Raw genomic sequence first — 7,500 nt, 5'->3', positions numbered from 1 at the left:
ACTTTTCACGAGCCTCGTCACCTGTACGTGTGCTACGGATGATGGCGATGACTTCATCCAAGTGATCCAAGGCAACACGAAGACCTTCTAAAATGTGGGCACGTGCTTCCGCTTTGTCTAAATCGAATTGCGTCCGACGACGTACGACCTCTTTTTGGTGTTCGATGTAGTAATAGATCGCTTGTTTGATGTTCAACGTTTTTGGACGACCGCCTACGAGCGCGAGCATGTTGACGCCGAACGTCGTTTGCATCGGTGTTTGCTTATACAAGTTGTTCAAGATGACACTCGCATTCGCGTCGCGGCGAACTTCAATCACGATGCGCATCCCGTTACGGTCTGATTCATCGCGTAAGTCCGTGATCCCCTCGATTTTCTTGTCGCGAACCAAGTCGGCAATCTTCTCAACGAGACGCGCTTTGTTGACCTGGTAAGGAATCTCGTGCACGAGGATTCGTTCACGGCCATTTTTCAAGACTTCGATTTCAGCTTTCGCACGCATCGTAATCGATCCGCGTCCAGTTTCATATGCACGACGAATCCCACTACGTCCCAAAATCTCTCCCGCAGTCGGGAAATCAGGACCCGGGATATGTTGCATCAATTCTGCAATCGTGATGTCCGGGTTGTGAGAAAGCGCCAGTACACCGTCGATGACCTCGTTCAAGTTATGAGGCGGAACGTTCGTCGCCATCCCAACGGCAATCCCGCTCGTCCCGTTCACAAGGAAGTTCGGGAAACGTGCCGGAAGTACGACCGGTTCTTTTTCTTCACCGTCGAAGTTCGGTTGATAGTCAATCGTATTTTTACCGATGTCTCGTACGAGTTCCATCGCAATTTTAGACATACGTGCCTCGGTATAACGCATCGCAGCGGCCGAGTCGCCATCGACTGAACCGAAGTTCCCGTGACCGTCGACTAATTCGTAGCGATAGCTGAAGTCCTGAGCCATGCGGACCATCGTCTCATAAACAGCTGAGTCACCGTGTGGGTGGTACTTACCGATGACGTCCCCGACGACACGCGCCGACTTCTTATGTGGCTTGTCCGCGCGAATACCTAGTTCGTTCATCGCATATAAAATACGACGGTGAACCGGCTTCAATCCATCTCGCACGTCCGGAAGGGCACGTGATACGATGACGCTCATCGCGTAGTCCATGAACGACGTTCGCATCTCCTGGCTAATATTTATATCCTTGATATTTTCTTGTTCTGCCATTCGTTATTGCCTACCCTTCTTATTAAATATCGAGGTTCTTCACGTAATGGGCGTGAGATTGAATAAAGTCACGGCGTGGTTCGACGTTGTCACCCATGAGCGTTTCGAAGATTTCATCCGCTTCGATCGCATCTTGAAGATCGACACGAAGCATCGAACGCGTTTCCGGGTTCATCGTCGTATTCCATAACTGTTCAGGATCCATCTCTCCGAGACCCTTGTAACGTTGAACGCTATAACGTGCATTTTCAGGAAGTTGTGCAATCGCCGCCTGCAACTCACGGTCGTTTTGAACGTAGATGGTTTCTTTCCCGTGCTTCACACCATAGAGTGGTGGTTGCGCGATATAGACATATCCACTTTCAACGAGTGGGCGCATGTAACGATAGAAGAACGTCAACAACAACGTCCGAATGTGCGCACCATCGACATCGGCATCGGTCATGATGATGAGTTTGTGATAGCGTGCTTTCGATAAGTCAAACTCATCGGCAATCCCTGTTCCGAGAGCCGTGATGATGGTCCGGACTTCTTGGTTGGCCAAAATCTTATCGAGACGTGCTTTCTCAACGTTGATGATTTTCCCTCGAATCGGAAGGATGGCTTGGAAGTGACGGTCACGTCCAGATTTCGCAGAACCTCCCGCCGAGTCACCCTCAACGATGTATAGTTCAGATTTCGATGCGTCTTTTGACGAACAGTCGGCCAATTTCCCTGGCAATGAACTGACTTCGAGAATCCCTTTACGACGTGTCATCTCGCGTGCACGTTTCGCAGCAAGGCGCGCACGTGCCGCCATCAAGCCTTTGTCGACGATGAGGCGACCGACCGACGGGTTCTCGAGTAGGAACTGCTCGAACGTGTCGCTGAACAACGTATCCGTTGCCGTACGCGCATCGGCATTCCCGAGTTTTGTCTTCGTCTGTCCTTCAAACTGAGGCGCCGGGTGCTTGACTGAAACAATTGCCGTCAACCCTTCACGGACGTCATCACCAGACAGGCTGCCATCGGCTTCTTTCATCAAACCAAACCGTTTCGCATAGTCGTTGATTGAACGAGTGAGCGCCGTCTTAAATCCAGTCTCGTGCGTCCCACCTTCATGCGTCGGAATGTTGTTCGTAAATGAGTAAATGTTACTTGCGAAACCTTCGTTGTATTGAAGCGCAATCTCGACTTCGATTCCGTCTTTCGTCCCGTGTACGTATACAGGCTCTTCATGAATCGACGCTTTTGAGCGGTTCAAGTGCTCGACATAAGACTTGATTCCGCCCTCATAGTGATAGTTCCGCTCAATCGTCTCGTCACTGCGGTCATCTTTAGCCACGATTCGTAACCCTTTGTTCAAGAAGGCGAGTTCACGTAAGCGTGTCGCTAACAGATCAAAGTCATATTCGAGTGTCTCTTGGAAGATGTCCCCGTCTGGGAAGAAGCGGACCGTCGTCCCTGTCGTGTCGGTCGTCCCGACGATTTCGAGTTCACCTTGTGGAACACCACGTTTGAATGATTGGTAATATACGTTTCCATCGCGACGAACGAACACTTCAAGTTTCGTCGATAAGGCGTTAACAACCGACGCCCCGACACCGTGAAGACCACCTGATACTTTGTATCCGCCACCGCCGAACTTACCACCTGCGTGCAGCACCGTGAAAATAACTTCAACGGCAGGTCGACCTGTTTTCTTTTGAACGTCGACCGGAATCCCACGTCCGTTGTCTTCAACAACGATCGAGTTCCCTGGCTCGACCGTCACTGTGATCGTGTCACAATAACCAGCGAGCGCCTCATCGATTGAGTTATCGACAATCTCCCATACCAAATGGTGGAGACCGCGAGAGCTTGTGGAACCGATATACATCCCTGGACGTTTACGGACAGCCTCTAGCCCCTCAAGGACTTGAATCTGATCGGCGCCGTACGCTTGCAATTCTTTTTCATTTTCATTACTCATCGGTTATTTTCACCTACTATACATGATTTGGTGTTCCTTCTTGCCACGATTACACAGACTCCGTTTCAACCTCACCTTGTTTCACGTGAAACACTTTAGCTTGTTGAATGGTCTCATGTGCAATCCCGTCAATGTTTGTTGTAGTCAAAATCGTTTGTACCTTCCGTCCCATCGTATCGAGGAGATGGGTTTGGCGATGATCGTCAAGCTCAGATAACACATCGTCTAATAACAACAGAGGATATTCGCCTACTTCTTCATGAATCAATTCAATCTCAGCTAGCTTCAATGACAAGGCCGCCGTTCGTTGCTGACCTTGTGAACCGAACGTTTGAACGTTTCGATTGTTGACATACAATTCAAAATCGTCACGATGTGGACCGAACAAGGTCACACCTCTTCGTCGTTCGTTCTCTCTTATTTTATCAAACTTTTGACGATACGTTTCAAACATCTGTTCTTTTGAGAAGCGTTCTTTTTGGAACGTGTCAGAAACGTATTGAATCGTCAGTGTTTCGAGATCTCTTGTGATTCCGGAATGGATGGGATTGGCCCATTTTTCGAGCTGGTCGATGAAGTGATAGCGTCGCATCACAATTTTTACGGCAAGTTCAATCAATTGGTCCGTCAATACTTCGAGTAACGTCTCGTCGCCACCTTTTGTGGATAACTGCTTCAACAAGGCGTTCCGTTGTTTCAACGTCTTCAAGTATTGATTGAGCTCGTGTAAGTACACCGGACTGACCTGACCGATTTCCATATCTAAAAATCGCCGTCTCCCTTGCGGACTGCCTTTGACGATGGCTAAGTCTTCAGGGGCGAACAAGACGACGTTAAATGCGCCGACATAGTCACTGAGACGACGTTGTTCCAAATGATTGAGCTTTGCTTTCTTGCCTTTAGGAGAAAAAGAGAGACTCTGCACCGATTCGCCCGTCCGTTTATGAATCCGTCCTTCGATACTCGCAGCATCGGCTTCCCAACCGATTAACTCACGGTCTTGTGTCGTCCGATGCGATTTTGCGAGCGCAAGTACGTAAATCGATTCGAGAAGATTCGTTTTTCCTTGGGCGTTCTCACCAATCAGAACATTCGTCTGTTCTGAAAAATCTAGCTCGAGGGTTTCGTAGTTGCGATAGTTTTGCAATCGGATCGACTTTAAATGCACGTCAGTTTCCCTCGATTTGATATTCCCCGAAGCCTTCGACTTCGATTGTATCTCCATCTCTTAATTTACGACCACGGCGTTGGTCCTGCTCACCGTTCACTTTAATCATGACATCCTCTAAAAAGAACTTTGCCTGTCCCCCACTTGAGATGATATCTGCTAATTTTAAAAATTGTCCGAGCGTTACATACTCGGTTGTAATCGACACTTTTTCCATGTCGTCACTTCCTTTCTCACATGCTGATCTGAAAAAATCGCCATACATATTAGTTTATCGAAAATCGTCGAATAAGGCAAAAAGAGGGATGACAAGGCAAGACACCTCATCATCCCTACCCGCAGCTTACGATGTGCGGACTGGCAAAATCAGTTGAAGAACACTATCTTGTTCAACCGGTCGTAAAATGAACGGTCGCATCGAACCCGTGAACTGGATTTCGATTTCAGATGCATCGAGTGCGCGGAGCGCGTCCATCACGAATTTTGAGTTGAAGGAAATTTTTAGTTCTTCTCCTTCAAGCGACAGGATGCTGACACGTTCCGACACTTTTCCGACTTCCGGCGAGTGTGAAGAGACTTCAACTGCCGTTGTATCTTCCGCCACAAATTTAATGACGTTGTTGCGATCGGCACGTGCTAGGAGTGATGCACGGTCAATGGCCTGTAAGAACTCTTTCGCATTCATCCGAACCGCTGTGCGATATTCTTCCGGAATGAGACGTGACGTGTCTGGATAGGCACCGTCTAACAAACGAGAGAAGAATGAGATGTTCTTCATGCGGAATAAAATTTGTTGGTCCGTTAAGACGATTTCAATCGGCAACTCTTCACGGTCGAGTAATTTTGCCAATTCGTTGAGTGAGCGACCAGGAACGACGACATTTTGGAACGTCAAATCGTTATCTGTCTCAAACCGCGCACGACGAAGCGCCAGACGGTGGCTATCGGTTGCGACACATGTAAGGAAGCCCTTCTCTGCTGAGAAATTAACCCCTGTCAATACGGGACGTGTCTCCTGTGAAGAAACAGCGAAGCTCGTCTGACGGATGATGGTCTTCAATAGATCAGCCGGCAAATAGAAGCGACGATCACTCGCAAGTTCAGGTAGGCGTGGATATTCATCCGGGTCAAGACCGTTTAAATGGAACTCTGCTTGACCAGACTCAATGCGCGTCATGAAGTTCGGTGAAACTTCGAGTGTGACCTCGTTCGTCGGTAACTTCTTCACAATTTCTCCTAAGAAGCGTGCGTTCAACACGACGCTTCCAGCACGTTGAATTTGAATGAGTTCCATTCCACCCTCTTCGATTGGAATCAAGCGTTCAATCGAAATCTCGGTATCACTTCCTGTCAGTGTTAAGCCATCCGCATGTGCCTCAAGTTTCAAGCCTGTCAAAATTGGAATGGTCGTTCGTGAAGCCACAGCTTTTGATACGTCTTGTACGGCTTGCATGAATACATCTCGTTGAATCGTTAAATGCATGTGGATAATTCCTCCTAAGGTGAAATGAGTCCATTTCCTAATAATATAATAGTATTAATTAAGTCATAATAGTAATAAGGGCTGTGGATACTGGGGATAAGTCCCCTAATCCATACGTGTTAAGCCATTTCGCCTGTGAATAACTTGTGGATAACTAAGGTGGTTTATCCACAGGATATCCACAGAGAATTCTTCATTAGTTAGAAAGTGCCTTCTTCAACGTTTGAATCGTCTCTTGCATTTCCACATCGTTCTTTAGAAGGGTGCTAATTTTTTCATGTGCATGAATCACAGTCGTGTGATCACGCCCTCCGAACTCTTCCCCGATTTTTGGTAAAGAGCTCTCCGTCATCTCCCGTGAGAGATACATTGCGATTTGACGTGGGAATGCCAACGTCTTGGTTCGCTTTTTCGAGTTCAATTCTTCTACTTGAATGTTGAAGTGTTGACCGACAACTTCTTGAATATCGCGAATGACAATTTTCTTCGCTTCCTGGACAGGCATGATATTATGAAGCGCTTCGGCTGCCACGTCCGGGTCGATTGGTCGCCCGACAAGTTTTGCATAAGCGACGACTCGTGTCAGTGCCCCTTCTAGTTCTCGAATGTTCGTATCGATTTGATTCGCGATATACAGCATGACTTCATTCGAGATATCAAGCCCTTCCGCGGTCGCTTTTTTGCGAAGAATCGCAATTCGCGTCTCAAGGTCCGGTGGTGTGATGTCTGTGATTAGGCCCCATTCAAAGCGTGAACGAAGTCGATCCTCTAGCGTCGGGATTTCTTTTGGTGGTCGATCACTTGAAATCACGATTTGTTTCTGATCGTTGTGCAATGCATTGAATGTGTGGAAAAACTCTTCTTGGGTTTGTTCTTTCCCTGCTAAAAACTGAATATCATCAATCAATAGTACATCAATGTTTCGATAACGGTTCCGAAACTCACCGGTCTTATTATCCCGAATCGAATTGATAAATTCATTTGTGAACTTCTCAGAAGAGACATAGGCAATGCGAGCCCCCGGTTTTTGACCTTTTACATAATGACCAATCGCATGCATCAAATGTGTTTTACCAAGTCCAACGCCTCCGTAAATGAAGAGCGGGTTATAGGCGCGTGCAGGTGCTTCAGCGACAGCAAGTGATGCGGCGTGGGCAAAACGGTTCCCCGATCCGATGACAAACGTCTCGAAAATGTATTTGTCATTCAGTTGACCAAGATCCCCTTCCTCTTTTGGAGGTAATAGTACGGGCTGTTCTTTTGTTTCTGTCACGGCGATGAACTCATGTGACGATCCATCCGCTGGAGCATACTTGTGTGCTTGAGATTCTTCGATAAAATGAATTTCAAGCTTGTTGTTTGTGATCTCTTCAACCGTATCTTGTAACAGCGATAGATACTGTCGCTCTAACCACGTGACGATAAAACTGGCGGGTGCCGACACAACGAGCGTCGTTCCCATCAACGATATCCCCTCGGTTGATTTCAACCACATGTCAAAACTGGCTTTTGGAGTTCGTTCTTCTTCCTCGATTACCGATAAGACATTTCTCCAAATCTCGCGAGCATTCTTCAATGAAAGACCTCCTTTACTCACATGTTGGGTAAAACTTATTCACACGATATACACATACACTATTCTATAGTAGAAACTAGGGTTATCCCCAGAGAACAAA

General features: G+C 47.3%; 6 protein-coding genes (1 of these 6 only partly in view). All 6 read right to left on the bottom strand.

The window, feature by feature from the left end:
* Positions 1–1,222, bottom strand: partial view of a DNA gyrase subunit A gene (gene gyrA / locus KD909_RS00030; protein ID WP_211782033.1) — the 5' end (the start) only. Its footprint begins 1,346 nt before the window's first position; only the first 1,222 of its 2,568 coding nucleotides appear in the window; it begins with the start codon at positions 1,220–1,222; its stop codon lies off the left edge, out of view.
* Between the two features lie 22 nt (positions 1,223–1,244).
* Positions 1,245–3,173, bottom strand: coding sequence for a DNA topoisomerase (ATP-hydrolyzing) subunit B (gene gyrB, locus KD909_RS00025; RefSeq protein ID WP_211782032.1), 1,929 nt, complete (start codon positions 3,171–3,173; stop codon positions 1,245–1,247).
* Between the two features lie 49 nt (positions 3,174–3,222).
* Positions 3,223–4,341, bottom strand: coding sequence for a DNA replication/repair protein RecF (gene recF, locus KD909_RS00020; RefSeq protein ID WP_015880212.1), 1,119 nt, complete (start codon positions 4,339–4,341; stop codon positions 3,223–3,225).
* 1 nt (position 4,342) lies between these two features.
* Positions 4,343–4,558, bottom strand: a complete 216-nt coding sequence (gene yaaA / locus KD909_RS00015; protein ID WP_015880213.1) for a S4 domain-containing protein YaaA — start codon at positions 4,556–4,558, stop codon at positions 4,343–4,345.
* A gap of 126 nt (positions 4,559–4,684) precedes the next feature.
* A complete protein-coding gene (dnaN, locus tag KD909_RS00010; protein ID WP_031424075.1) occupies positions 4,685–5,824 on the bottom strand; it encodes a DNA polymerase III subunit beta in 1,140 nt (379 codons plus the stop codon).
* A gap of 196 nt (positions 5,825–6,020) precedes the next feature.
* Complete coding sequence (dnaA, locus tag KD909_RS00005; protein ID WP_211782031.1) at positions 6,021–7,400, bottom strand: chromosomal replication initiator protein DnaA; 1,380 nt, start codon at positions 7,398–7,400, stop codon at positions 6,021–6,023.
* Positions 7,401–7,500 lie beyond the last annotated feature (100 nt).

It is taken from the genome of Exiguobacterium sp. PFWT01, from assembly GCF_018255795.1.
Classification (GTDB): Bacteria; Bacillota; Bacilli; order Exiguobacteriales; family Exiguobacteriaceae; genus Exiguobacterium.
This window is presented reverse-complemented; position numbering and strand designations above follow the sequence as displayed.

Coding starts and splice junctions, on each gene's coding strand:
- gyrB (WP_211782032.1), bottom strand. CDS start 3,173: ATGAGTAATGAAAATGAAAAAGAATTGCAAGCGTACGGCGCCGATCAG.
- yaaA (WP_015880213.1), bottom strand. CDS start 4,558: ATGGAAAAAGTGTCGATTACAACCGAGTATGTAACGCTCGGACAATTT.
- dnaN (WP_031424075.1), bottom strand. CDS start 5,824: ATGCATTTAACGATTCAACGAGATGTATTCATGCAAGCCGTACAAGAC.